General features: G+C 55.4%; 22 protein-coding genes. 13 read left to right on the forward strand and 9 right to left on the reverse strand.

The genetic code is table 11. From position 1 onward, the window contains the following. The first annotated feature begins 7 nt into the window (after positions 1-7). From SP68_RS04155 to SP68_RS04165, 3 genes are all read left to right on the forward strand, one after another. A complete protein-coding gene (locus SP68_RS04155; protein WP_012967262.1) occupies positions 8-2,488 on the forward strand; it encodes a fimbrial biogenesis outer membrane usher protein in 2,481 nt (826 codons plus the stop codon). A gap of 12 nt (positions 2,489-2,500) precedes the next feature. Continuing rightward, the gene (locus tag SP68_RS04160; RefSeq protein WP_012967263.1) at positions 2,501-3,490 is read left to right on the forward strand and encodes a fimbrial protein; all 990 of its coding nucleotides are present in this window, start codon (positions 2,501-2,503) and stop codon (positions 3,488-3,490) included. 137 nt (positions 3,491-3,627) lie between these two features. Further along, a complete protein-coding gene (locus SP68_RS04165; RefSeq protein WP_040968852.1) occupies positions 3,628-4,584 on the forward strand; it encodes a nickel/cobalt transporter in 957 nt (318 codons plus the stop codon). Here the strand turns inward: SP68_RS04165 and SP68_RS04170 are convergent. Next, entirely contained in the window at positions 4,581-5,087 is a 507-nt protein-coding gene (locus tag SP68_RS04170) for a MarR family winged helix-turn-helix transcriptional regulator (protein ID WP_012540630.1), read from the reverse strand. The two genes, SP68_RS04165 and SP68_RS04170, sit on opposite strands and share 4 nt — an antisense overlap. An 81-nt stretch (positions 5,088-5,168) precedes the next feature. Between SP68_RS04170 and SP68_RS04175 the strand changes: the two genes are divergently transcribed. Beyond that, on the forward strand, positions 5,169-6,065 hold the full coding sequence (locus tag SP68_RS04175) for an EamA family transporter (protein WP_040968851.1): 897 nt from the start codon (positions 5,169-5,171) through the stop codon (positions 6,063-6,065). Between the two features lie 95 nt (positions 6,066-6,160). On the opposite strand, the gene SP68_RS04180 is transcribed toward SP68_RS04175, so the two are convergent. After that, a complete protein-coding gene (locus SP68_RS04180; protein WP_002916131.1) occupies positions 6,161-6,370 on the reverse strand; it encodes a YdgH/BhsA/McbA family protein in 210 nt (69 codons plus the stop codon). Positions 6,371-7,075: 705 nt separating this feature from the next. On the opposite strand from SP68_RS04180, the gene mrkA reads away from it, so the two are divergent. The 5 genes from mrkA to mrkF all read left to right on the forward strand — a co-directional run bounded on the left by mrkA (position 7,076) and on the right by mrkF (position 12,614). Then, a complete protein-coding gene (mrkA, locus tag SP68_RS04185) occupies positions 7,076-7,684 on the forward strand; it encodes a type 3 fimbria major subunit MrkA (protein ID WP_008806369.1) in 609 nt (202 codons plus the stop codon). Positions 7,685-7,779: 95 nt separating this feature from the next. Beyond that, positions 7,780-8,481: a type 3 fimbria chaperone MrkB gene (gene mrkB / locus SP68_RS04190; protein ID WP_040968850.1), complete on the forward strand. Its 702-nt coding sequence runs from the start codon at positions 7,780-7,782 to the stop codon at positions 8,479-8,481. 11 nt (positions 8,482-8,492) lie between these two features. Beyond that, positions 8,493-10,979 (forward strand): type 3 fimbria usher protein MrkC, encoded by a 2,487-nt coding sequence (gene mrkC / locus SP68_RS04195; protein ID WP_008806367.1) that lies wholly within the window; start codon positions 8,493-8,495, stop codon positions 10,977-10,979. Beyond that, positions 10,970-11,965 (forward strand): type 3 fimbria adhesin subunit MrkD, encoded by a 996-nt coding sequence (gene mrkD / locus SP68_RS04200; protein ID WP_022064925.1) that lies wholly within the window; start codon positions 10,970-10,972, stop codon positions 11,963-11,965. Before mrkC ends, mrkD begins: the two co-directional genes overlap by 10 nt. A gap of 13 nt (positions 11,966-11,978) precedes the next feature. Continuing rightward, complete coding sequence (mrkF, locus tag SP68_RS04205; RefSeq protein ID WP_022064924.1) at positions 11,979-12,614, forward strand: type 3 fimbria minor subunit MrkF; 636 nt, start codon at positions 11,979-11,981, stop codon at positions 12,612-12,614. A gap of 35 nt (positions 12,615-12,649) precedes the next feature. On the opposite strand, the gene mrkJ is transcribed toward mrkF, so the two are convergent. The 6 genes from mrkJ to SP68_RS04235 all read right to left on the reverse strand — a co-directional run bounded on the left by mrkJ (position 12,650) and on the right by SP68_RS04235 (position 18,000). Continuing rightward, entirely contained in the window at positions 12,650-13,366 is a 717-nt protein-coding gene (mrkJ, locus tag SP68_RS04210; RefSeq protein ID WP_022064923.1) for a cyclic-di-GMP phosphodiesterase MrkJ, read from the reverse strand. 143 nt (positions 13,367-13,509) lie between these two features. Then, complete coding sequence (gene mrkI, locus SP68_RS04215; protein WP_008806363.1) at positions 13,510-14,094, reverse strand: transcriptional regulator MrkI; 585 nt, start codon at positions 14,092-14,094, stop codon at positions 13,510-13,512. Positions 14,095-14,099: 5 nt separating this feature from the next. Continuing rightward, positions 14,100-14,804, reverse strand: coding sequence for a transcriptional activator MrkH (gene mrkH / locus SP68_RS04220; protein WP_008806362.1), 705 nt, complete (start codon positions 14,802-14,804; stop codon positions 14,100-14,102). A gap of 382 nt (positions 14,805-15,186) precedes the next feature. Further along, entirely contained in the window at positions 15,187-16,065 is an 879-nt protein-coding gene (locus SP68_RS04225) for an aldo/keto reductase family oxidoreductase (protein ID WP_012967270.1), read from the reverse strand. Between the two features lie 119 nt (positions 16,066-16,184). Then, complete coding sequence (locus SP68_RS04230) at positions 16,185-17,414, reverse strand: amino acid permease (RefSeq protein WP_008806360.1); 1,230 nt, start codon at positions 17,412-17,414, stop codon at positions 16,185-16,187. A gap of 124 nt (positions 17,415-17,538) precedes the next feature. After that, positions 17,539-18,000 carry a multidrug/biocide efflux PACE transporter gene (locus SP68_RS04235; RefSeq protein ID WP_008806359.1) on the reverse strand — a complete coding sequence of 154 codons (462 nt, stop codon included), beginning with the start codon at positions 17,998-18,000 and terminating at the stop codon, positions 17,539-17,541. Positions 18,001-18,102: 102 nt separating this feature from the next. Between SP68_RS04235 and SP68_RS04240 the strand changes: the two genes are divergently transcribed. The 3 genes from SP68_RS04240 (at position 18,103) to ompK26 (ending at position 21,214) form a co-directional block, all read left to right on the forward strand. Then, on the forward strand, positions 18,103-18,972 hold the full coding sequence (locus tag SP68_RS04240) for a LysR family transcriptional regulator (protein WP_008806358.1): 870 nt from the start codon (positions 18,103-18,105) through the stop codon (positions 18,970-18,972). Between the two features lie 118 nt (positions 18,973-19,090). Continuing rightward, positions 19,091-20,269: an acetyl-CoA C-acetyltransferase gene (locus SP68_RS04245; RefSeq protein WP_008806357.1), complete on the forward strand. Its 1,179-nt coding sequence runs from the start codon at positions 19,091-19,093 to the stop codon at positions 20,267-20,269. A gap of 249 nt (positions 20,270-20,518) precedes the next feature. Then, positions 20,519-21,214, forward strand: a complete 696-nt coding sequence (ompK26, locus tag SP68_RS04250) for a KdgM family porin OmpK26 (RefSeq protein WP_012967271.1) — start codon at positions 20,519-20,521, stop codon at positions 21,212-21,214. A 134-nt stretch (positions 21,215-21,348) separates the two neighbouring features. Here ompK26 and SP68_RS04255 read toward each other — a convergent pair whose 3' ends face one another. Beyond that, the gene (locus SP68_RS04255; RefSeq protein WP_008806355.1) at positions 21,349-22,524 is read right to left on the reverse strand and encodes an oligogalacturonate lyase family protein; all 1,176 of its coding nucleotides are present in this window, start codon (positions 22,522-22,524) and stop codon (positions 21,349-21,351) included. 487 nt (positions 22,525-23,011) lie between these two features. Between SP68_RS04255 and kduD the strand changes: the two genes are divergently transcribed. Beyond that, the gene (gene kduD, locus SP68_RS04260; protein WP_012540639.1) at positions 23,012-23,773 is read left to right on the forward strand and encodes a 2-dehydro-3-deoxy-D-gluconate 5-dehydrogenase KduD; all 762 of its coding nucleotides are present in this window, start codon (positions 23,012-23,014) and stop codon (positions 23,771-23,773) included. Positions 23,774-23,974 lie beyond the last annotated feature (201 nt).

Below are 23,974 nucleotides of genomic sequence, written 5' to 3' on the forward strand. Positions count from 1 at the left end.
GGTGGTTATGTTAAGGATGACATCACTGGCCCTGGCAATTATTGCATCATTATTTGCTGAAGCCCTGGCGGCAGAAGAGACCTTTGATACCAACTTTATGTTCGGCGGGATGAAAGGGGTTAAAGACAGTCACTATCAGTTTACAGATGACGCACCGATTGCGGGTGAATATAACCTGGATGTGTATGTCAATAACAAGTGGCGTGGGAAATATGACCTGACAGTGAAGGAGCAGCCAGGGGAAAGCTGCTTGTCACACTCCCAGCTGCAGCAGCTCGGTATTAAAGCCGAGAGGCTGGACAAAAAGGATCTGGCGCAATGCATCACGCTACGCGAGGCTGTGCAGGGGGGGAAATATCATTTTGATATCTCCACCCTGACCCTCGAGCTCACTGTCCCGCAGGCGTTTGTTAATGAGCTGGAGGCGGGCTATGCTTCCCCGGAAAGCTGGGACCGCGGGGTCAACGCCTTCTATACGTCCTATTATGCCAGTCAGTATTACAGCGATTATAAAAGCGCCGGGAATAACAAGAGTACCTTTGCCCGTTTTACCAGCGGTTTAAATCTCCTGGGATGGCAACTGCACTCTGACGCCAGCTATAACAATAATGATTCTGGCGCCGGTGAGTGGAAAAGTAACACCCTTTATCTGGAGCGAGGCTTCGGCGAGATAGAGAGTACGCTGCGCGCTGGCGATATGTACACATCAGGCGATATATTCGACACTGTGCGCTTTCGCGGGGTGCGCTTATATCGCGATATGCAGATGTTGCCCAACTCCAGACGCAACTTTACGCCGATCGTCCAGGGGATTGCGCAAAGCAATGCCCTGGTCACCATTGAGCAAAATGGCTTTGTCATTTATCAGAAAGAGGTGCCGCCCGGTCCCTTTGCCATCGCTGATTTACAGATGGCCGGCGGCGGGGCCGATCTTGACGTGAGCATCAGAGAAGCAGACGGGACGGTCACCAGCTATCTGGTTCCCTTTTCTTCCGTTCCCAATATGCTGCAGGCAGGCGTCTCGAAATACGATCTTGCTGCCGGACGCAGCCATATTGAGGGGGCCGATCGGCAGGCTGATTTTATCCAGGGGACCTATCAGTATGGTCTGAACAATCTGCTGACGCTGTATGGTGGTTCGATGCTGTCGAATCACTATTCGGCTTTTACCCTCGGGACGGGCTGGAATACCTGGCTCGGCGCTATTTCCGTCGATGCCACCCAGTCGCACAGCGAGCAGGATAACGGCACCTATGATGGACAAAGCTATCAGGTGGCTTACAGTAAATTCCTCACCCCAACCCAGACCCGTTTTGGCCTCGCGGCCTACCGCTATTCCAGCCGCGATTACCGCACCTTTAACGATCACGTGTGGGCGAAGAACAGAACCCACTATCACCGCGACGAAAATGATGTCTACGATATTGCCGATTATTATCAATATGATTTCGGCAGGAAAAATTCCTTGTCGGCCAGTTTGAGTCAGGCGCTTCCGGCGGGCTATGGCGCGATTTCCCTGAGCGCCCTGTGGCGCGACTACTGGGGAAAAAGCGGCAGCAATAAAGATTATCAGCTCGGCTACTCGAATACCTGGCAGCGGCTGACCTATACGCTATCGGCTAGCCAAACCTATGACGAATATCATCACCAGGATAAGCGATTTAATCTTTATTTCTCCATTCCGTTCAGTTGGGGGGACGACCTGACCGCGCCGCGCCGTCGGTTGAATCTGTCTAACTCCACCACCTTCGATAACAGTGGCTTTGCCTCCAATAACACCGGACTGAACGGCATTGCCGGCTCGCGCGATCAGTTCAGCTACGGCGTTAATCTCAGTCATCAGCAGCAAAATAATGAAACCGCTGCCGGGGCCAACCTTACCTGGAATGCCCCGCTGGCCACACTGAGCGGAAGTTACAGCCAGTCGTCAAACTACACCCAGGCCAGCGGAAGCCTGTCCGGGGGCATGGTGCTCTGGTCCGGGGGCGTGAACCTGGCGAATCGGTTATCAGACACCTTCGCGATTTTGCAGGCGCCGGGGCTGGAGGGGGCTTATGTCAATGGTCAGAAATACCGCACCACCAACGGGAAAGGGATCGTGCTCTACGACAACCTCACGCCGTTCCGTGAAAACGCCCTGATGCTGGATGTGTCGGATTCCCACAGTACGACGGAACTGAAAGGCAACCGGAAAATGGTGGCTCCGTATCGGGGGGCTGTGGTGGTCAGCCACTTTGATACCGACCAGCGTAAGCCGTGGTTGATTCATGCCCGACAAGCCGCGGGTGAGCCGCTGCCGTTTGGTTATGAAATCGAGGATAACCGGGGGCAAAACGTCGGGGTCGTGGGCCAGGGCAGCTTATTATACATCCGCACGGATACTGTTCCGTCGACGCTGAAAGTGGCTGTTGATAAAGCAAATAATCAGTACTGCACGATCACCTTTAAACAAACCATTGATGAAGAGCAGACCTATGTCTGCCGGTAAAGGAATATTACGATGAGATGGCTACTGTTTCTGCTATTCACCTTCAGTACCTTTGGCGCCTGGGCGGGGAACTGCGACCTGAACACCAGTCATATTCAGAAAGGGATTGAGGGGTACGGTACCTATATTTTCAAACCCGTCACCCTCTCCGGTACTCTGGCGTTACGCGAAGGCACCTTTACCAATGATGACTGGCTGTTTGTTTGTCAGTCATTACAGAACGTCGTGATTACCCTGACAGGAGAAGCGCAGCACAGCACCGAGTATAATTTCCTGGTGGGCCACGAAAAATATAAAATTAAATTCGACCTGTCGCCGCATAATATTTCCGGCACCGATTTGACCGAAAAAATTCACTATAAATTGTCTGACATTTTTAATGATACCGCCTCGATTAGCTATGCCATCAGTAAGGGAGAGGTCGCAGGCAGGCCGGTGATCACCCCCGGTCAGCCCTTTACGGTAAGTTATAAACTCAATCTAAGATATTGTCAGAATAAGGATAAAGAGTGCACCGATATCCCCATTACCTATATTTATCATATCATTTTGCAAATCAACGTGATGACCTGTGGTTTTGAGAATCCGACGACGGAAATCAACATGGGTGAATATAATTTCATCGATATTAAACAGGGAACCGTAGCGTACCGCCCGGAGGTGATCTATATCGACTGCCGCCAGGGAGAGTCCGGTGTACTGGAACTGACGCCGGGCAAGATTGAGTACTCGTTCAGGAGCGCATCGGGACTGAAAAACGGCCAGGTGTTAGCCAACGATGAGGAATTATCTGCCACCGGCGCCGGTGAGGTCGGGTTCCATATTCAGGATGCCAGCGGGGCGGATATCCAGTATGACAATGGCTACCTGTACGAAACGCCTCAGGAAGCCGTGCACGGCAAAAACCCAATTACCCTTAATATCAAGCCAATGAAGTATGGCGAGAATATACGTACCGGGGAGATGAAAAGCCGGGTCATCATCGTGGTCAACAATAACTAACCCCGCTTTGCCTGTCGACGCCAGCCCAGGCTAATGTTATCTCTATCTGTCAGGGGGCATACCGCTTCCCCTGGCCGACAGGGCAGGCAGACGGTTCGCCGCCCGGTGAGATAAACTCTTTACGCAATGGCATAATGATGAATACTCCGATTGCGCAGCGCGACTGGCGCCTGCTGGCGGCCGGGAGCGGCGGGCTCCTTCTGCTGGTGGCCGGCATCATGTTGCACAGCCACTGGGGCGATTTTCTCCAGTGGTGCCTCGCCACCCAAATTACCCTGCATCGCTATCTGGTGATGTACCTTCTGCTGCTGAATAACCACCAGTACAGCGGCGGCGTCTGGCTGTTAGTGGGCGCCTTTCTCTACGGCGTGCTGCACGCCATCGGGCCGGGTCACGGCAAGTTTATCGTCACGACTTACCTGAGCACCAACCCGGAGAGCCTGACGGCGGCGCGGGTGGTGCCCTTTCTCGGCAGCCTGTTGCAGGGCGTCAGCGCCATCCTCTTTGTCTTTATTCTCGCGGTAGGACTGAATCTGGCCGCCGGCGATCTCAGCGCCAGCCGCTGGTACGTTGAGAAGATCAGCGCCCTGACCATCGGCGCCTTTGGAATTTACATTATCTTTCGCGCGCTGCAGAACCTGGGGCCGGGCAAGAGAGTGATTCGCGCCATGACGCCGGTGCATCAGCATGATGCCTCGTGCGGCTGCGGGCACCACGGCGTGGGGCACAACCTGCACGGCGCCGACTGGAAAACACGCCTTGGCGTGGTGCTGGCCATCGGCGCCCGCCCCTGCAGCGGAGCAATCATGATCTTGCTGTTCGCCAACGCGCTGGGGATTGTCAGCTGGGGCATCGCCGCGGTGATGACCATGGCGCTGGGTACCGGACTTTCGATCCTCGCGCTGTCACTGACGGTGCACTATGCCCGCCACCGGGCGGTCAACAGGCTGACGGTGGGGAGTCGTCCGCGGCCCTGGCTGGTGCCGCTGGTGAAGATCCTCGGCGGGCTGGTGCTGATCCTCTTTGCCGCCGGGTTGTTTTTCACCGTGGTGCCGATCAGCGCCAACGGCGACTTTATCGCCGCCGGCTGTTAACGACTTTCCAGCAGGTGCATCAATACCCGTAGCGCCTGATCCAGTTGCAGGCGTTCGCTGTCACTGAGTCCTGCCAGCAGCTGCCGTTCATTATCGACATGCGTTTCCACCGCCTCATCGATCCGCTCACGCCCGACAGGGGTCAGGGCGACCAGCATACTGCGGGCATCCTCCGGGTTCGGCAGGCGGGTAATAAATCCGCGTTTCTCCAGCGCCTTCAGGCGATGAGTCATGGTGCCGGAGGTGATCATCAGCGTGGAGAAGAGCTGGGTCGGCGAAAGAGTGAAAGGGGGGCCGGCGCGGCGCAGCGTCGCCAGCATATCAAACTCCCAGCGCACCAGATCGTGGCGCGTAAAGGCCACTTCCACCTGCGGCTCCAGCAGCATGGCGCATCGTTTCAGGCGGCCTATCGGTCCCATTGGGCTGCAGTCCAGATCCGGTCGCTCCCGCTGCCACTGGGCGAGAATGCGATCCACGGCGTCGATCGCGGGTGATTTGTCCATCAGTGCTCACTTGTCTTGATATCAAGATACTTGTCGGTACATACTTCAGTCACCAATTTAGCTTGAAGTGAAGATAAAATCATGGCTTTTCTCTCACGTAGTCTGATGATCGACTTACTGCTCACCGCGCTGGCGCCCGCTATCTGGGGGACGACCTATATCGTCACCTCCCAGTTCCTTCCTCCCGATCGGCCATTTATCGCTGCGCTGCTGAGGGTGTTGCCGGCAGGCATCGCCCTGCTGATCTGGAGCCGTCGTTTCCCGCAGCGCGGCGAGTGGGCAAAGCTTATCGTTACCGGCATTTTAAATATCGGCGCTTTCCAGGCGCTGCTGTTTATCGCTGCCTATCGCTTACCCGGTGGACTGGCGGCGGTGATTGGCGCGATCCAGCCGCTGCTGGTGATGCTCCTCGCCTGGTGCGTTGATCGGCAGCGCTCGCCCTGGCTGGCGGTGTTCTCCGCCATCGCCGGTATACTCGGTATGGCCATGCTGCTGCTGTCGCCGCACACCGTCCTCGACCCGCTGGGGATCGGCGCGGCGTTTCTCGGCGCGATCAGTATGGCGCTGGGCACCTGGCTCTCCCGCCGCTGGGCGCTCTCCTTGCCGATTGTCGCGTTGACCGGCTGGCAGCTGGCGATTGGGGGAGTGGTGCTGGCCCCGGTGGCGCTGATCGTTGACCCCCCTCTGCATCAGGTGACAGCGCTGCAGGTCGCAGGCTATCTGTGGCTGTGCGTCGCGGGCGCCATGCTGGCCTATGGCCTGTGGTTCCGGGGGATTGGCCGCCTCTCGCCGGTGGCGGTGTCGGCGATGAGTCTGCTGAGCCCGGTGACCGCCGTGGTGCTGGGATGGATTTTCCTTGGACAAAAGATCCAGGGGATGGCGCTGGTGGGGTTGATCGTGGTGCTGGCGAGCGTGCTGTCCATCCAGCGCGCGCTGGCGCGCCAGGCGGTGGGAGCAAAAACGAAAAAAGCCCCATAACGGGGCTCGACATTGCTGCGTGCGGGGTGGGCGGCGGGAGCCAGACCAGCCACCCGCAGGCGGCCTGTCCGGCAGCTCCCTCTGCAACCATTCGCTTATTTAGACAGCTCGGCGGTCATATGGACCTGGTTGCCGGTGTACGCTTCGGTGATGTGGTAGGAAGCGCCTTGTTCTTTCGCAATGGTCGCGATTTTCGCTTCTGCGCTGTCCAGGGTATCTGCTGTCACGCTCACCGGATGCGCGAAGCTAGCAAAAGAAACCAGGGAGAGCATACCGGCAGCGGCGAGTAATTTTACGTTTTTCATGGTGTTTGTCCTTTTAACTTTTATGGTGGAAAGCGTGTTTGCTTTCGATGGACTTATAATAAGCCTGCTAACTATAACGCGCGTTGCAAAAAGTGCGATTTAGATCACATTTTTATGGCGGTTTGATGGCGGAAATATGATCGTTTATCTATTTTTTAATTTAAAAACAATGGATTAATGATTTGTTTCTGGAAGGGGATATCACATGGGCTGCCCTTGTTCAGGGAGAGGAATGCGCCTCATTCATGCTTTCATCATTCGTTGTATGAATGGTTTGGTGCTGTTTTCACCACCGCAAAGGCAGATTCAGACTTATCGCGATGGCCTTCCGAGGGCTTTTTCTGCATGCTGTTGCGGTCACTTTCTCTCGCACTGGCGTTAGGCTTGCTGCGCTGTAAACAACCACCCTCTCGTTTTCATCTATCAATGACTGTTTATTAATAGTTGATGGTTATCTGTTATATAACTTAATGAAACGTGAACAAATGTATATTTGTCGGCGAATAAATAGCATTCTTTGACGCCGATAGCACCAGCGAACTGATATTTTTAAGTTCGTTACCTGACGCCTTAAATATTGCGGCTCCCGGTCAGTCGAAGATTCTATTAGCAGTGGCATAAATCAGCATCGCCTGATGTTTCTGGTTCTATGCGAATTCACAGTGTGCTCATTGATTCGTAATTCACTCTGACAAGGAAATGGCAATGAAAAAGGTTCTTCTCTCTGCAGCAATGGCAACCGCGTTTTTTGGCATGACTGCTGCCCATGCAGCTGATACCAATGTTGGCGGCGGCCAGGTTAATTTCTTCGGTAAAGTTACCGATGTATCCTGTACTGTTTCTGTTAACGGCCAGGGCAGCGATGCGAACGTTTACCTGTCTCCGGTAACCCTGACTGAAGTTAAAGCGGCAGCAGCGGATACTTATCTGAAACCGAAATCTTTCACCATTGACGTCTCTAACTGCCAGGCTGCTGACGGCACCAAACAGGATGACGTAACCAAACTGGGCGTGAACTGGACCGGCGGTAACCTGCTGGCTGGCGCAACCAGCAAACAGCAGGGTTACCTGGCGAACACCGAAGCTTCCGGTGCCCAGAACATCCAGCTGGTGCTGTCTACTGACAACGCCACCGCGCTGACCAACAAAATCATCCCGGGTGACAGCACTCAGCCGAAAGCAAAAGGCGATGCTGCTGCTGTAGCCGATGGCGCGCGCTTCACCTACTACGTTGGTTATGCGACCAGCGCACCGACCACAGTAACTACCGGTGTGGTCAACAGCTACGCGACTTACGAAATTACCTATCAGTAATTCCGCCAGAAAATAAAACTGCCCCGCTCCGGGGCAGTTAATAACAATAATAAAGCGGCGATGTCCGCCGCTTGTATTTTTATTCTGAGGTCAGCATGAAGCGTATTGCCCTTTTTTTCTGTTTCATTTTTAGTTTTGCGGCCCATGCCAACAACATTATTGTTAACGGTACCCGCTTTATTTATCCAGGAAATGAAAAAGAAATAACGGTACAGCTTTCAAATAACGCCGACCGTCCGGCACTGGCGCAGGCCTGGCTGGATAATGGCGATGCCGATGCCACACCGGATACCATTACCACCCCGTTTATTATCACCCCGCCGATCTCGCGCGTTGACGCCAAAAGTGGCCAGACGCTGCGTATTAAGCTCGGCAGAAGCGCCGGTCTGGCGAAAGATAAAGAGACACTGTGGTGGCTGAATCTGCTGGAAATTCCACCGGTAGTGGCCAATCAGAAAAATGAAGGCCAGAACGTGCTGCAGCTGGCGATCCGTTCCCGCTTTAAATTTATTTACCGCCCTGCCGGACTGGGCAACCGCGATGCGGCGGCCGAGAAGCTGACGCTGACTGCCAACGGCAGCAGTCTCGCCATCAATAACCCGACGCCGTTCTACATTACCGTCAGCCGTATTTCCCGCGACGGCGGTAAAGCCCTGAACAGCAAAACCGTGATGCTGGCGCCGCAGTCCAGCCAGACGGTAGCACTCTCCTCCGCCGTCAACCGCGGCGAAACCCTGACCGTTAACAACATTAATGACTATGGCGCCGATGTCGCAGTGAAAGTGGCCGTTAAATAAGGGAAAAGCTAATGAAGCAGAGGTCATTCTGCCCGGGAAGATTAAGCACCGCGATAGCCATCGCGCTGTGCTGCTTTCCGCCATTTTCCAGCGGACAGGAAAACCCGGGAACGGTATATCAATTTAACGACGGCTTTATTGTCGGTAGCCGCGAGAAGGTCGACCTGTCACGCTTTTCGACCAGCGCGATTACCGAAGGCACTTACTCCCTTGACGTCTACACCAACGACGAGTGGAAAGGGCGCTACGACCTGCGCATCGCGCGCGACAAAGACGGTAACCTTGGCGTTTGCTACACCAAAGCGATGCTGACGCAGTACGGCATCGCGGCGGAAAAGCTTAACCCAAAGCTCAGCGAACAGGAGGGATACTGCGGTAGCCTCAAATCCTGGCGTAACGAAGAAAACGTCAAAGACAACCTGGTCCAGTCCTCCCTGCGGTTGAACATTTCGGTGCCGCAGATCTATGAAGATCAACGTCTGAAAAACTATGTCAGCCCGGAGTTCTGGGACAAAGGCATTACTGCGCTCAATCTGGGCTGGATGGCCAACGCCTGGAACAGCCACACCTCTTCGGTCGGCGGCTCGGATAACAGCAGCGCCTATCTTGGCGTCAACGCCGGCCTGTCGTGGGACGGCTGGCTGCTGAAGCACATCGGCAACCTGAACTGGCAGCAGCAGCAGGGTAAAGCGCACTGGAACAGCAACCAGACCTATCTCCAGCGCCCCATTCCGCAGCTCAACTCCATCGTCAGCGGCGGGCAGATTTTTACCAATGGTGAATTTTTCGACACCATCGGTCTGCGTGGGGTCAACCTTTCCACCGATGACAACATGTTCCCGGACGGCATGCGCTCGTATGCCCCGGAAATTCGCGGCGTGGCGCAGAGCAACGCCCTCGTCACCGTGCGCCAGGGCAGCAACATTATCTATCAGACCACCGTTCCGCCCGGGCCGTTTACCCTGCAGGATGTCTATCCTTCCGGCTATGGCAGCGACCTTGAGGTCTCGGTGAAAGAGGCGGATGGCTCGGTGGAAGTGTTTAGCGTGCCTTACGCTTCCGTCGCCCAGCTGTTGCGCCCGGGAATGACCCGCTACGCGCTCTCCGCCGGTAAAGTGGACGACAGTTCTCTGCGTAACAAGCCGATGCTCTATCAGGCCACCTGGCAGCACGGTATCAACAACCTGCTGACCGGCTATACCGGGGTCACGGGTTTCGACGACTATCAGGCCTTCCTGGTGGGGACCGGGATGAACACCGGCATCGGCGCGCTCTCCTTTGACGTGACCCATTCGCGGCTGAAGAGTGATACCCATGATGATTCGGGGCAGAGCTATCGCGCCACCTTTAACCGCATGTTTACCGATACCCAGACCAGCATCGTGCTGGCGGCGTATCGCTACTCGACGAAAGGCTATTACAACCTCAACGACGCGCTGTATGCCGTCGATCAGGAAAAAAACAGCCGCAGCAACTACACCCTGTGGCGGCAGAAAAACGGCATGACCTTCACCGTGAACCAGAACCTGCCGGACGGCTGGGGCGGGTTTTATCTGAGCGGTCGCGTCTCCGACTACTGGAACCGCTCCGGGACCGAGAAGCAGTATCAGGTCAGCTACAACAACTCATTTGGTCGTCTCTCCTGGTCGGCGAGCGCGCAGCGCGTTTACACGCCAGACAGCTCCGGTCATCGCCGCGACGATCGCATTTCACTTAACTTCAGCTACCCGCTGTGGTTTGGCGATAACCGCACCGCCAACCTGACGTCGAACACCTCGTTCAACAACTCGCGCTTTGCCAGCTCGCAGATTGGCATCAACGGTTCGCTGGACAGTGAAAACAACCTTAACTACGGCGTGTCGACCACCACGGCCACCGGCGGCCAGCACGACGTGGCGCTCAACGGCAGCTACCGTACGCCATGGACCACGCTCAACGGCAGCTACAGCCAGGGCGAAGGCTATCGTCAGAGCGGCCTGGGCGCCAGCGGGACGATGATCGCCCATAGCGGCGGCGTGGTGCTCTCGCCCGAAAGCGGCTCGACGATGGCGCTGATTGAAGCCAAAGATGCTGCCGGCGCCATGCTCCCGGGGTCGCCGGGCACCCGTGTGGACAGCAATGGTTACGCCATCCTGCCGTATCTGCGCCCGTACCGGATTAACGCCGTCGAGATCGACCCGAAAGGTAGCCTTGACGATGTCGCCTTCGATCGCACCGTGGCGCAGGTTGTGCCGTGGGAAGGCAGCGTGGTTAAGGTGGCGTTCGGCACCACGGTGCAGAACAACCTCACGCTGCAGGTGCGCCAGGCGAACCATGAGCCGCTGCCGTTTGCGGCGAGTATTTTCTCTCCTGATGGTAAGGAGATCGGCGTTGTCGGCCAGGGCAGCATGATGTTTATCAGCGATGCGAATGCCAAACGCGCGATTGTGAAGTGGAGCGGCGGGCAGTGTTCGGTGGATCTGGGACCGCAAACAACAAAGGATAGCGTATGTCGCTGAGGAAATTACTAACGCTTTTTATCGTCTTAATGGCGCTGGGAACCACCTCGTCCTGGGCCGTCTGTACGCGCCTTTCTTCGCCAACGGTGATGCTGGACATGGTGGTGGGCAGGGTGGTGGTGCCTCCGGATCTGCCGGTGGGGTCGGTGATCCTCACCCGCGACTGGACGATGAGCGCCCCCGGCGGCGCGAGCTATCGCTGTACCTCCGGCACCAACCGCTTCGCGGCGAAGATTGTTGCGCCAGGGGCCACTGACCTCGGGAATAAAATCTATTCCACCAACGTGCCGGGTATCGGCATGCGTTTCAGCCGCGGCGGCGCGACGGTCAATATCGTCTATCCCGACGTCTTTTCGTCTCGGGTATCGAGTACCACCAACTATTCGCTGGAGGGATCGCGCTTTACCCTGGAGATAATCAAAACTGCGGCAACCACCGGCAGCGGCACCCTGGCGACGGGAAAATACACCTCCTATGACTGGGAGAGCGGCGGCAACCCGATCCTCGAAACCTATCTGAGCGCCAACGCCATCACCGTGGTTTCGCCCTCCTGTACGGTGATGAGCGGGAAGAATATGAATGTCGATGTCGGTTCCATCCGGCGCAGTGACCTGAAAGGGGTGGGCACTACCGCGGGCGGGAAAGATTTCAATATCGACCTGCAGTGCAGCGGCGGCCTGAGTGAAACCGGGTATGCCAATATCAGCACGTCATTCTCCGGAACGCTGGCTACCAGCACGACGGCGACCATGGGCGCGTTGCTCAATGAAAAGGCCGGCAGCGGCATGGCGAAAGGCGTCGGTATTCAGGTGCTGAAGGATGGATCGCCGCTGCAGTTTAATAAGAAATACACCGTTGGTCGCTTGAACAATCAGGAGACTCGCTACATCACCATACCGCTGCACGCGCGCTTTTATCAGTATGGCCCGACGACCAGCACCGGCGAGGTGGAGTCGCATATGATCTTTAACCTGACGTACGATTAATACGGGAGGGGGAATGAAGGGATTGCCGAAACACACTATCGCGTGGCTGCTATTCTGCGGCAGCCTCGCCGCCCCCTCGGCGTGGGGTTTCGAGACTAATTATGACCGCGGACGGGTCGAATTTGCCGGGCGGGTGACGGATATCTCCTGCAGCGTCGCGCTGAATGGCGGTCAGCATGCCGGCAATGGCAACGTCTGGCTGGCGCCGGTCAGTCTGGCGGAAGTACACGATCGCGGGGCCGGGGCGTTTATGAAGCCGCAGTCTTTTACCCTGGCGCTGTCAAACTGCCAGTTGCGCCATGACGGTGGGGCCGCCTCGCAGGACGAAGTGCGACGGGTCAGCGTTCGCTGGATCGACGGTTTTTTACTGACGGCGGTCGGGAATGAGAATGCGGGCTATCTGGCCAATACCTTGCCAGATGGGGCGCAGAATATTTATCTGGCACTGTCGACCAATGATAATAATACGCTGGATAAAAGTAATAAAATTGTCCCGGCGGACCCGCAGCAAAATCAGGTGCATTTGCAGGAAAACGCGGTCAGCGGTGGGCTGTTCACCTATTACGTGGGCTACGTTTCGCCAACGCCAAAAAGCGCCACCAGTGGGCCGATTACCAGTTGGGCAACGTGGGAATTAGTTTATAATTAAGCAATGCAAAAAAGCCGGAGAATCCCCGGCTTTTTTTATCGGGTAATATCGTCAGCAACCAGTTGTTCAATACTGACTTCCTGCCAGTAATGGCCCTGAATGGCAAACCATTCCATTCCCTGCAACCATTTTTTATGGTCTTCGCTTTCCACCCCCTCAATAATCACGTTGTGATGATTGCGGGATAAAAAGGTCACCAGGGCATCCATTAACTGGCGGCCTGACTCTTTGCGCATCAGATGCCAGAAAAAATCTTTATCAATTTTGACATAGTCAAAATGATACCCTCTGATGGCGTTAATCCCCGCATAGCCTGAGCCGAAGTCATCGAGCCACAGCGAGGTATCTTGCGGGTTTTGCCAGGCGGCCAGGGAATTATTGAGAAGGTTCTCGGCGTTTTCGGTCACTTCGAAATGGACGCAGGCGAGTGCGGCAATTTTATCTTTTATTTCCTTATGACGCAGCAGATTCAGGATATGGTCATCGACGTTAATGGTGGCGGAAATGTTGTTGCGTAAAAACCAATCTTTATGTTTTTCAATCAATGCCAGTTGCTCGAGAAAAATACGCTCACGAACCGCCGCGGTAGCATGACGAAAAAAATACTCAGGAGAGACGGTAAGATTATCGAAGCGGCTCAGGCATTCAACCGCGACTAAGGTACCTTGTGGGGAAAACATTTTCTGAAAGACGTAGCGTACAGCGATATCATTACGAGATAAAATGTTGTCTTCGGTTATTTTAGTGTTCATTATCCCTCATCACGAGGTTAGTCAGACAATAGGCAGAGGATACACTAATTATAGGCTACCTGATGGTTAATGGGAATGGCAGGAAATGTAAATCAACAGCGAATAAGTACGCTTTATCCGCTGTTGATTTACTGGAGCATAATTTAACATTGATGGAGTGCGGCAATACGCTGGTTCATCGCGCGGGAATTATCAATGCCCAGCTTTTGCATGATATGGATACGATGGCTGTGAACCGTTTTATGAGCAATGCCGAGCAGGGCGGCAATACGCTTGTTATTATTGTTGGCAATCAGCAGTTCGAGGATCTGGCACTCTCGTGGCGACAGCTGTTTGCGCAACCTTCGCGGTGGCAGTTCGCTGGCGCCCTCTGCGCGCTTGACGATAGAGGAAAAAAGAGATAATGGCGATTTTTCGCTAATAATCATGGCATTATCAATAGTTATCAACTCTCTGCACAGGGCGACAATGTCGCTTTTCACCACCAGTACCGGCTGTTGGCAGCGCTGCAGAGAAAGGCGAAGCGCGTTCAGCAGGTCGACGATTCTGATGGCAGAAATATCCTTATTAATTAAATTGAAAATAACTGTCTGAGCCAGTGGTAGATGTTTCTCATGGATAACGTCGCCATAACCAAGACGGGTGATATTTTCATGGCTATCAATAAGGTAGTGATAGATTGAGTGACCAATGAGATTATCATTGGTGTACAGCAATATACTGTCCAAGGGTATCAGATTCTCTTTTTGCGCTTGGCTTCTAAGATCAGGTCCAGCAGTATCTTCTCTATTCTGCGCTGGTCATCGAGATGGCGGAACTTAAACTGGCAGGATATCTGATAGTAGCTTTCACTCTCTTCATTGGCGTCATCAAGGGTGATAACAATGACATTCTTTACCACCAGGTCAATGGTGATCTCACCATATTCCGCGAGCATCAGTACAGCATTTTTCAGTAAGGCGTTATGGCTGAGAAATTTCAGGTTCGGCGTCCTGGTCATCAATGCGCAACCGCCATCTGAAATGTCTTTGATGTCGAAAAGATAGTTTTCGCCATTTTTATGGCGACCGCGGCAATAAAAATCATGTTCGTGGCGTAAACGAAAACGGGGATCGCGGCGGCGCTGTACGACCTGCAGACATTCAGGCAAAGAAAAGGCGTAGCGGATACCTTTATCCACACCGCTATTGTCATGTTTTGTCAGGGGTGCATTAAACTCTATTTTCCCTGAATCACTATGCAGGAGAAAGCGAATTTTATGCCCCGGCGGGATTTTGCGGTGAGTCTGAATATGGAACTCGGCAAAATCCACACGTGTCAGTTGGGTTACGATACTCGTGTTGTTAAAAAATATTTCAATTTCAGTACGTTTGCGCAACTCCTCTCTGAAAATAGCAATAATTTCATACTTACTGGTCTTTATCGTTCCCTCTGTCATGTGCTTCCCTTGTAAATAGTTGTCGTGAGGCGTTTGATTTTTCTTATAGCAATAGCAACATTCTGATTGGGTTAATCAGATGTTTTTATGAGCGTTTGATGTTATTGACTATCTTTGCAGCCAGATTGATATGTATAAACTTGGAATTCGATATTGTGTTTCCTGTAATCAAGAGTTTCAAATTTTGGTCATGACAAAAACGACAACGGCCTCCATGCTGGAGACCGGTCGAAGGATAAAAACAGTAGTTTGATTAACGGGGATAATGAGAAAACGATCGTCGATCACACCCCATTTGTAAGATCTATAGTGCCAGCAGTGTTGAGGTTTTTCCAGGCAAATATTAAGGATAGCTGTCGTTCCCCCCATTTCTCCCCATGGGTCAGGGGCGTGCGCGGGTGGCGATATTATCGAGGATGCGCAGGGCGTCTGCCGGCAGGACCAGCTGCGCGGCGGCAATATTTTCCGCCAGATGCGTGCGGGATGACGTGCCGGGGATCAGCAGAATATTCGGTGAACGCTGAAGCAGCCAGGCCAGGGCGACCTGCATCGGCGTCGCCTCAAGCGAGGCTGCGACCTCGTTCAGCTCTTGCGCCTGGAGTGGCGTAAAACCACCCAACGGGAAGAAGGGCACCCACGCGATGTGCTGCGCGGCGAGCGCATCGACCAGCGCGTCGTCGGCGCGATGGGCAATGTTATAGAGGTTTTGCACGCAGACGATGGGCGTCATTTTCTGCGCATCCGCGACCTGTTTTGCCGTCACGTTGCTGAGGCCGATATGGCGGATCAATCCCCGCGCTTTGAGCTCCAGCAGGGTAGTGAGCGGCGCCTCCAGCGAGCCTTCCACCGGGCCGTGAGGGCTGAGCATACTGCGCAGGTTCACCACCTCCAGCACGTCGAGCCCCAGGTTACGCAAATTATCCTCGACGGCCTGGGTCAGTTCGGCAGGCGACATGGCCGGCAGCCAGTTGCCCTTCTCGTCGCGGCGGGCGCTAACCTTGGTGACAATACACAGGTCGTCAGGATAGGGATGGAGCGCTTTGCGGATCAATTGATTGGTCACATGCGGACCGTAAAAATCAGAGGTATCGATATGGTTTACCCCGGCCTCGACGGCAGCCTGCAGGACGCGCACCGCCTCCTCGGGATCTTTCGGCGGGCCGAAGACGCCGGGGCCGGCCAGCTGCATCGCGCCATAACCCAACCGATAAACCTGGCGATCGCCGAGCGTGCCGCGACCGGATAAGGTGACACTGGACATACGAACTCTCCTTACGGTGGCTAAGCCGTAAGTGTAATCCGCTCAGGGGAAAGGGAAGGGCGAGAATGTTGTCAGAATGTGCGGCAGCGGCTCAGGTAAGCCGCTGCCGCCAGAGGCGATTAGCCAAAGAACATCACTGAAACGCAGAGCAGGCCGACCACCAGCGTAATGGCGTTACCCACCGAGCGGTACGGTTTAAGCGCCGGAATAAGCCAGGTGGACAGCGTGGGCATGATAAACAGGATCATGGCGATAAGCGGCCCGCTGATGGCGTAGATCATCGAAATGGCATTCGGGTTGATAAAGCACACCGCAAAGGTGAAGGCGGAGACCAGCAGGATCGACATCGCCCGGTTGAAGGCGCGGCTCTTACGCACCCCGACCAGCCCCAGCGAACTCTTGACGATTTCACTGGCGCCTTCAATCACCCCGAAGTAGGTGCCAAGGAAGGATTTCGACATGGCGACCACGGCAACGATGATGCCGGTTACCGCCAGCCAGCCGGGCGCGCCCGGCACCATCGACAGGGCGGAAAGGATGGTCACCCCCTGATCGCGGGCGCTTTCAATATAGGTCGCCGGGATCGCCAGCAGACAGCTGAAGACGAAAAACAGCACGCTGGCGCAGATGATGGTGTAGGCCACCTTCATGATTTTTTTGCATTTACCCATGGCCAGGTCGCCATGTTTCTCCTGCTGGTCGATAGCAAAAGTAGAAATGATCGGCGTATGGCTAAAAGCGAAAACCATCACGGGAATGGAGATCCAGATCTGATGGAGCGTGTGCGTGCTGAACTGCATCTGGCTGGTGAGGTGCTCAGGATGCCAGTCGCGGATTAAATAGAGGGAGAGAAACAGGAAGCAGGCGATAAGCGGGAAGACCAGAAAGCCCATCACCTTGATGGTGACCTGCCGACCCATGAGGAAGATCAGGTTGAGGACCAGCACAACGCCCAGGCTCAGCAGCGCGCGCAGCGTGGGGGTCACCGGCGTACGATGCGCCACCTGCTCGGCCAGCGAGTTGGTGATGGCCACGGCATAGATGAGCACCACGACGAAGAAGGCGAGGAAATAGAGGCCGGTGATCAGGTTGCCGATTTTCTTACCATAGTAGTGATTGACTGCGCCGGTGATCCCGGTTCCCGGCGCGATATTGGCCGAGAGAATAAACTGGCTCAGCGCTTTGTGAGGCCAGTAGGTGAGCGGCCAGGCGACCAGCGCGGTGATGAACAGGACAATGGCGCCAGCCGAACCCAGCTGGATCGGTAGAAATAGCGTCCCAGCGCCTACTGCAGTGCCATATAAGGCAAAACTCCATAGAGTTTCTTCTTTAGACCAAATTTTAGACATTATGCGACTTTATCAACCGGTAAACCAAAAAAAAGGAGTGCAATTTACCATATTTATGGTTCGTCTGTTGCGATAGTTTTTGGTGATAAAGTCGCGGCGGATCGTGGAGGATCCGCCCGGGGTACTACCCGCGCGCCGGCTGGCGTGGGCGGCGGCGGCGGATAACGCGCTCGCGTAGGGTGTCCCATGCCCAGTTAAACGCCATGGTGTAGGGCAGGAAGAAGAGCATGAAGCCGATCTCCAGCATAAACGCCTGCAAGAGCGATACGCCCAGCACGATCGCCACCATGGTGACGCCAATGATGATGAATCCGGTCTCAAAGCCCAGCGCGTGCAGCGCACGCACTTTCAGTTGGCGGGGAAAGCGGGAGACCGGCCACAGGCGATCGAACATCGCGTTATAGATGATGTTCCATACCATCGCCAGGGTGGCGAGCAGAATACTCAGCCCGCCCATCTCCACGACCGAGCGCTGCATCAGCCAGGCGGCGGTAGGGGCGAGGATCAGCGTCGCCAGTCCTTCGAAGGTGATGGCGTGGATAACGCGTTCCGTAAGCGTCTTGCGCTGATGAGGGATCTGTTGCATGGCGAGCGACCTCCAGTTTTAGCCTGAACAGGAAATTACCCGGCATTTTATGGAAAAATATGATAAACAAAAGATAGAAACCATCGATAAAGTAGATAGATTATGCGTTATTCCCCGGAAGCGTTAACCGCCTTTGTGGAGGCGGTTGACTGCGGATCGTTTTCCGCTGCCGCCCGTCGCCTGCGTAAAAGCCAGTCGACGATCAGTACCGCTATCGCCAACCTGGAGGCCGATCTCGGCGTGACCCTCTTTGACAGGGCAACGCGGCAGCCGACGCTGACGCCGCAGGGGGAGCAGGTGCTGAGCTACGTCAAAGCGATCCTCGCCGCCAGCGAGCGGTTGGATGAGCTGGCGGTGTCGCTCGCCGGTGAGACGGAACCGCGACTGACCTTCGTGCTCTCGGACACCCTGCACCCGGACGTGCTGGAAGATCTGCTGGTGCAGTTTGACCGCCGCTTTCCCCATACCGAGTTTGAGTGTTTGATTGGCGAAGACGAGGATGTGATCGATCTCCTGCAAAAAGCCCGCGCCCAGGTGGGGCTGATTGAGGCCAGAGATCGCTACCCGACCGACATCGGCAGCACCCGCCTGCCGCTGCAGACGGCGATGGGCATTTACGTGGCGCCTGACCATCCGCTGGCGGCGCAGGGCAAGGTCGTCTGGGATGAGCTGCGCAGCTGGCGTGAGCTGCGGTTGAGCACCTTTCTGGCCAGCGCCACCGAACCTGCCGCAGGTCAGGTCTGGTCGGCGCCAAACTACCTGCTGCTGCTCAGCATGGCAGTGCAGGGATTCGGCTGGTGCATTCTGCCCTGTGCGCTGGTGGCGGAGTTTGCGCCGCAGGGCGGGCTGGTGGCGCTTGATATTCCCGGCTGGCCGCGGGCGATTTCGGTCGATCTGCTGTGGAATAAGAAAGCGCCGCCGGGGGCGGCCGGCAGCTGGCTGCGTGAGCATCTGCAGCGGCGTGAACGTTAATAAAAAGCGGTTTCTTTGTGATTGGCTTCACTTTTTTTAAACAATTACAAAGTTTTTTGATAACAATTATCTAGTATATCGCTGTTTCTTTGCGCAAAAGCATGGGCAGGGGTAGAGGATGAAGGATGTCGTGATCGTCGGGGCGCTGCGAACGCCGATTGGCTGCTTTCAGGGTGCCTTATCGCGCCATTCAGCCGTCGAGCTGGGGAGTGTGGTATTGAAAGCGCTGGTTGAGCAGACAGGGATCGATCCGCAGAGTGTGGATGAGGTGATCCTCGGCCAGGTGCTGACCGCCGGTACCGGGCAAAACCCCGCGCGACAGTCCGCAATTCGCGGCGGGCTGCCTAACACTGTATCGGCCATTACCATAAACGACGTCTGCGGCTCCGGCCTGAAGGCTTTGCACCTCGCCACCCAGGCGATTCAGTGTGGGGAAGCGGATGTGGTGATCGCCGGCGGCCAGGAGAATATGAGCCGCGCTCCGCATGTACTCACCGACAGCCGCACCGGCGCCCAGTTGGGCAACAGCCAGCTGATTGACAGCCTGGTGCATGACGGACTGTGGGATGCCTTCAACGATTATCATATGGGCGTTACGGCGGAAAACCTCGCCCGGGAATACGGCATCAGCCGCGAGTTGCAGGACGCCTGGGCGCTCAGCTCACAGCATAAGGCGCGCAAGGCGATTGATTCCGGCCGCTTTCGCGACGAGATTGTCCCGGTTATTACCGAGCATAACGGCGCGGCGCGCACCGTGGATACCGATGAACAACCGCGGGTGGATGCCAGCGCGGAAGGGTTGGCCAGCCTGCAGCCCACCTTCGACCGCCTCGGGTCGGTGACCGCCGGCAACGCCTCCAGCATCAACGACGGCGCGGCGGCGGTGATGATGATGAGTGAAGCCAAAGCCCTTGAACTGGGGCTGCCGATCCTCGCGCGGATCCGCGCCTTCGCCAGCGTCGGGGTCGATCCGGCGCTGATGGGCATTGCCCCGGTGCACGCCACCCGTCGCTGTCTGGAGCGGGCCGGCTGGCGGCTGGACGACGTCGATCTGATCGAAGCCAATGAGGCCTTTGCCGCTCAGGCGATCTCGGTTGGCCGGGTACTGGAGTGGGATGAACGGCGGGTCAACGTCAACGGCGGCGCGATCGCCCTCGGTCACCCCATCGGCGCCTCCGGCTGCCGGATCCTGGTATCGCTGGTGCATGAAATGATCAAGCGTGATGCCCGTAAAGGGCTGGCGACGCTGTGCATCGGCGGCGGTCAGGGCGTGGCGCTGGCGGTAGAGCGCGCCTGACACTCTGTCTCGATCTACATGGCCTCCTGCGGGAGGCCTTTTTTATGCGCCGCACTTTGCCGAACCCTGCTTTTTCTCGCGTATTTCACTTCCCCCCTGGCGAATTTATTGAGCTCCGTCACGTCTTGTTGTGCCACATTTTTTGAAACAAATAACTACGATCCTGGTCACTAAAACTAAGGTGCTTAAAAAATAAAATAACGTTTCATAAAAACGAAATGACATTTTATTTATTATAAGGGGTACCCTATGTTAAAACGATCTCTGGTTCTGGCCGCCCTCTGTGGTATGTCTTTTGCGGCGACTGCGGTAACGATAGATTTACGTCATGAATTCATTGATGGCGGTAAGAGCGATAAAAGTAATGCCGACCGCGTCTCCGTTTCCCACCGTTTTGCCAACGGGCTAGGCTTTACCGTCGAGGCCAAATGGCGTTCGGGTGGCGACAACGGTTCGCAGCCCTATTCAGACGTGGTGGGTAATGGACATGAAGACACCATCAGCTGGCGCTGGAAAGCAACGTCGAACTTTTTCCTCACCCCCGGGTTTACCATTGAGAGCAACGACAGCCGCTCCATCTACAAGCCGCACCTCCACGTGCAATACAGCTTCGACAACGGCTTCTATGTCGCCGCTCGCTATCGCTATGAATACACCCGTTATCCGAACAACGCCGGTAAAGATGATGACAAAGTTAACCGCGGCGACGCGTGGGCCGGGTTTGCGCTTGGTGACTGGCGTACAGAGCTGAACTATGTCTATGCCCGCAGTTCCGAAGGGGTCAGCCGCAACGACAACAAACCCTACTCGCAGGAATATAACGTGAAGGTGGCTTATAAGCTGGATAACAACTGGTCACCGTATGGTGAAATTGGCAACGTCGGGGTGAACGACCGCAGCGATCGTCAGACCCGCTTCCGCGTTGGGGTGGCCTACTCGTTCTGACAGACCATTCAGCCCTCATCGTTTGTTTTCCCCGGCGCCGTCAGCCGGGGTTTTTTATGGGGGAAAGAGAAGGGACAAAAAAAGCCCTCCACGAAGGAGGGCAAGGCCAGTGACAGAAAGACGTGTGGCGTGGATCAGGCGCTTAGCATTGGCGGATGCTCGGGTAATTTCGCGATATAGATGGCCGGTTTACCGTCTTTATCGGAGCTGAACAGAATGGCGCTGTCGTCCGGGGTAAACGAGGGGTGTGGGTGAGTCACCTGACGGCTGTTGGCCACCGTCGCCCACGAGGTATCATGACGCGCGACGCGGAAGTAGCGTTTTTGCGCCACGTTAAAGACATACAGATAAGGATCGTTATCAATGGAGTAGCCGCCGGTATCTTTGACATCCACCGGGGTCCCTGAGCCATCGCCCACCAGCAGCGTGCCGTCGAAATTGCTCATCAGATGCGAGCAGGCCGGCATGGTCATCAGGGCCTCGTTGACGCCGCTTTCGGGATCAAAGCGATAGATAGTCCGCCCCTGCTGACCTTTCAGATAGGAGACGTAGATCAGCGCCGAACCGTCCGGTACCCAGAATTCATGGGTGCAGCTTTCGCCCGGGGCATGCGTTTTCACTTTGCGGACGTGGCTGCCATCTTCATTGACCAGCCACATGCGGGCGTCCACCAGATCGTGCGGCCCTTCATGGCAGAAGGCGACGGTGTGGTCGTCGAAGGGACGATAGATTGGGTGTCCCAGCCAGATTTTTTCCTCATGGATCACCTGGCTCTCACCGCTGTGCAGATCGACGCGCAGCAGGCGGCAGTGTGGTCCTTTGTGAAAGAAGTCATGAAAAATCTGCCAGTCGTTGAGCGGCGTCCAGTCGCTTTTCGCAATCTCAATGCCCACCAGTTTGCTGCAATCGCTGTTTGCCACCCAGGTGCCGTAGCCGACCCAGTCATCGCTGACGCGATAAACTTCGCGCTCAACGAGGGTGGTCAGATTCACCTCCAGCAGGGTGCGGTCATTTTTCACGTAATAAAGCGACTTATCGTCCGGGGAGAGGAAGCCGCCGAAGGTGTTATCCCCGGCGCCTTCCGTCAGCTGGATGGCCTCGGCGCTGGCGATATTCAGCAGATAGTAGTTCCAGTGGCCGTCAAACTCGCCGGCGAACAGTAAATGGCTGCCATCGTTAAAAAAACACTTCTGATAGAAGTAGTTGCGATGACAGGTGACCTCCGGAGGGGTTAAGCGGGTAACTTCCGCTCCGGTATCCGGATCGTGGCTGACCTGATAATTCAGTTTGACCCGCATGCCTTTAGCCATGTAGTGCTCCTTTCTTTCCTGCGATGCCGCTGGACCAGAGGCGTGTCGCTGAGTGATGTGTTTTAAAAGATGAGTGTTAATTTATCAAAACATCGTTTCATTATTTGTGATGCTTCACGCAGTTCAGCGTAATTCCCGCATTTTCAGCGGCCTGTTGGCCTGTCTTCTGCCGTCTCTCCAGACAACCGATTGAATCATCAACCTTTTAAAATCGCTTCCGACCCGGCGCGTGCCGCCAGGTGCCTTCGCTTTTTCTTTTTTTGTAATCGCCATCATAAAAAATGAAACATCGTTTTAAATATTATTGAAAATGACAGGGGGCAGGGCTAAGATGGCACCCATCAGCAAAAACGGAACTCTGTTTTATTTTCATTATGGTGGGCTATGCCCGAGAGTTCACCCCACGCTCAGCTCCGCCATCGGCGTGGGCAGGGCCGAGAGAACCTTGCCTGCACGCAGCAGGCTCTGAACGATTAAGGAACACATTATGATTCTTGATGCATTCTCCCTGCAGGGAAAAGTAGCCGTCGTGAGCGGATGCGATACCGGTTTAGGTCAGGGAATGGCCCTCGGGCTAGCGGAAGCAGGATGCGATATTGTTGGTATCAATATCGTCGAGCCAGTGGAAACCATCGAGCGGGTGACGGCGCTGGGACGCCGCTTTCTCAGCCTGACCGCCGACCTGCGCCAGATCGACGGTATCCCCCAGCTGCTGGAGCGTGCGGTGGCGGAGTTCGGCCATATTGATATTCTGGTCAATAACGCCGGGCTGATCCGCCGCGAGGACGCGCTGGCGTTCAGCGAAAAGGACTGGGACGACGTCATGAACCTGAACATCAAGAGCGTATTTTTCATGTCCCAGGCGGCGGCGAAGCACTTTATCGCCCAGGGCAGCGGCGGGAAGATCATTAACATCGCCTCCATGCTGTCTTTCCAGGGCGGGATCCGCGTGCCATCGTATACGGCGTCCAAAAGCGCGGTGATGGGCGTGACCCGCCTGCTGGCGAACGAATGGGCTAAACACAATATCAACGTCAACGCCATCGCCCCGGGGTATATGGCGACCAATAACACCCAGCAGCTGCGCGCTGACGAACAGCGTAGCAGCGAAATTCTCGACCGCATTCCCGCCGGACGCTGGGGCCTGCCGGCCGATCTGATGGGGCCGGTGGTATTCCTTGCCTCCCCAGCTTCCGATTACATCAATGGTTATACGGTGGCGGTGGACGGCGGCTGGCTGGCGCGCTAACCCCCTCCGCGAGGCCGGGGCGGTGAGTATCGCACCGGCCGAGTGAGCAATTATTGTCCATATCAATAAGTGATAATCGTCCATATTCTATATCGCCTGATTAATGTTACTGCCCTGTATGGACAGGGTTATTCACTATGACAAACGCATTTTTTGTTCCTTAGAAAGTTTAATGTCCATCACAAAACCTCTCCTGCCAGC

The organism is Klebsiella variicola (assembly GCF_000828055.2).
Classification (GTDB): Bacteria; Pseudomonadota; Gammaproteobacteria; order Enterobacterales; family Enterobacteriaceae; genus Klebsiella; species Klebsiella variicola.